Origin of the sequence: Corynebacterium sp. CMW7794 (genome assembly GCF_001563605.1) — a bacterium.
In the GTDB taxonomy this organism is placed as follows: Bacteria; Actinomycetota; Actinomycetes; order Mycobacteriales; family Mycobacteriaceae; genus Corynebacterium; species Corynebacterium phoceense.
The window spans coordinates 1-2,412 of sequence record NZ_KQ961775.1 but is presented as its reverse complement, the minus strand read 5'-3'; the positions used below and the strand labels follow the sequence as shown (position 1 = coordinate 2,412).

Here is a 2,412-nt window from a genome sequence, read left to right as displayed (position 1 = left end):
TCCACTACGTGTCCACGATTTGCGGGCAACCCCACGTTGAACTTGTTACGTCCACAGCCCGGCGCGCCTGACGCGTCAGTGTGACTGATGGGGAGGGGCAGTAACGGGCCCGTGTCTGGCGTGGGTGAATGATGGGCCTGGAATTTTATTCAAGTTTGGGCTGTGATTTACCTAACTACCCTGATTCGTATCAACAGGTTTCAGTTTGTTTCAGTAAGTCCGTGGAAGTCCGTGGAAGTCCCATTGACATTAGGTGACATTTATTTCGAGTGCTTATTTTTCGGCCTGAACTGTGACAATCGTTGCCATGGGGGGTTAATAGCGGAATTATTGTCTTATGACACAAAAACAAATGATGACGCTAGACGATGCGTCAAGGTACACAAAGATTTCCATCCGCACCCTACGCCGCTACATCGCGGAAGGCCGATTGGTCGCCTACCGCGCAGGCCGGACGATCCGCCTGCGCCCTGATGATGTAGACGCAATTTTCACCCCTACCAACAAGTGGAATGAGGGCGTAGCGTGAACCAACAGCCCACGACAAAGGATCGCCTGATCTTTCTGCGGGAACTCGTGTGCCTGCATTTCGACGGGATTAAAGACTGGGCTACGGGGTACCCAGAAATCTCTGACTATTTGGAAGCCCAGTGTGATACTGCTAAAGCATTCATTTCGCGAGAACTAGAAGCCCTGGGGATTCACAACTGCCCGGAAACCTACAGCAATGGCGTGCCCGTGTATTTCCACCATGAGCGTTACGGCTACTTCCTGCAAAACCCGGAACTACTTAACGGATGCCCTGTAAGGGAGTTCTATATAGGTGGTTCCCCTGCGGCTGATGCGGTGAGAGACGACGATGCCGATGCACAGTAACGAAAACGCCCACCCCACGGTGCAAGTGGAACAGGCGCTCAACGTAGAAACCGACAATGAATCTACTGCCAACCATACAGCCCGGGTAGAGCTCGCACTACTTGCTGGACTCATGATGCTTCCTGCGCGCCGGGTGCTGGAGATCGCGGCCCGGGTAGATGAGCGTGATTTTTACGATGGTCACCACCGGACTATCTACGCGCATATCTGTGCAGCAGCACATGAGATGGAAAGCCGGAGTGAAGCTGATGCCATAGTTCACCCCACGGTGGTGCAGCTGCGCCTGCAGGGCACTGGGGAGCTATCCCACGGCAACACAGCCAGCGCGCTGATACAGGCCACCACAGGGGCGCATGTACCGCCTTCCTGGTCTGGAGTCCTGGAGCTGGCAGACGGGCTGAAGGTGCAACGCCTGCGCCGTGCTATGCGCACAGCCGGAGCCGGTCTAGTGGAGTCTGCGGAAGGCTCTGCGGACGATATGGCCCGTGCTCTGCATGATGCTGGCTTCCTTCCTTCCCTGGCTCTGCGCGCCGGGCTGGAGGTGACAGCGTGACCCAGCAGCCTAAAGAACAGTGGGAGTGGGTGCGCTACTTCCTGCAGAACCGTGCCCGTGCTGCGGCCCGCATGACACCACTAGCCGGAGGTCACCGTGACCTTATCGCCCCGCAGTCTGATGCACCCCGGCGCGCCGGGAAGTCGGGAGGTGACCATCATGTCTAGTTCATTCTGGGAGTCTCGCACCGCGTTGCAGATGATCTATAAGGGGGCGGTAAAGCGCAATACAAGCCCGTGGGCGGTGCTAGGTTTCTGCATGGTCAAAGTGATTGCAGCCACCCCGCCTGCTCTCGTGTTGCCCCCGCTTATCGGCGGCTATGCGTCCCTTAACCTGATGGTTGCTATTGCGGGTCATTCTGGGCAGGGTAAAGGCGCTGCGTATGCCGTAGCGGAGGAAGTGTTAGACCTGCACGATACTGGCTATTTCCCCGTGACTACCAAAGAGTTAGACGCGGGAACAGGCGAAGGCCTGGCTGCGGCTTTCGTCTCGGAGACTGAAGGGGAACCACCGATACAGCGGGCGATCCTGCATGAGTCCGAGATAACCAACATGGCAGCGCTCGGAGGCCGCAGCGGTGCCACCCTTAACCAAACACTGCTGAAGGCGGCTATGAGTGAAGCTATCGGTTTCGGGAACAAGACGGATAAGACACCCCGCCTGGAGCGGCACAGTTACCGCTTGGGCGTGACCGTGCAAGTGCAGCCACGCAACGCGAAAGAGTTGCTGAAGCATGGCGCTAGTGGCCTTCCGCAGCGTTTCCTGTTCCTTCCGGTACGTGCGGAAGATGAGCTAGGCAAAGGCGGCACTGTCTGGGATCACAAGGTGAAGGTGCCAGCGTTTCCGGAGCGGACGGTAATCACCCTTCCTGAGGAAGTGAAAACCTACATCATCGAGCAGTACCACGAGCGCGCCCGCCTCAACCTGGCAGACAACCCAGACGATATAGGGGCTCTTCCGGTTTTAGAGTGCATTGATTAGTT

At 57.0% G+C, this 2,412-nt stretch carries 4 protein-coding genes; all 4 read left to right on the top strand.

Annotated features, from left to right (window positions below):
• The first annotated feature begins 337 nt into the window (after positions 1-337).
• On the top strand, positions 338-529 hold the full coding sequence (locus HMPREF3227_RS11120; protein WP_066513093.1) for a helix-turn-helix domain-containing protein: 192 nt from the start codon (positions 338-340) through the stop codon (positions 527-529).
• Positions 526-876, top strand: a complete 351-nt coding sequence (locus HMPREF3227_RS11115) for a hypothetical protein (RefSeq protein ID WP_066513091.1) — start codon at positions 526-528, stop codon at positions 874-876. The genes HMPREF3227_RS11120 and HMPREF3227_RS11115 overlap by 4 nt, the downstream gene beginning before the upstream one ends.
• Positions 866-1,429, top strand: a complete 564-nt coding sequence (locus HMPREF3227_RS11110; protein ID WP_197429531.1) for a DnaB-like helicase N-terminal domain-containing protein — start codon at positions 866-868, stop codon at positions 1,427-1,429. Before HMPREF3227_RS11115 ends, HMPREF3227_RS11110 begins: the two co-directional genes overlap by 11 nt.
• Positions 1,430-1,588: 159 nt before the next feature.
• Positions 1,589-2,410, top strand: coding sequence for a hypothetical protein (locus tag HMPREF3227_RS11105; RefSeq protein ID WP_066513084.1), 822 nt, complete (start codon positions 1,589-1,591; stop codon positions 2,408-2,410).
• Positions 2,411-2,412: the final 2 nt, after the last annotated feature.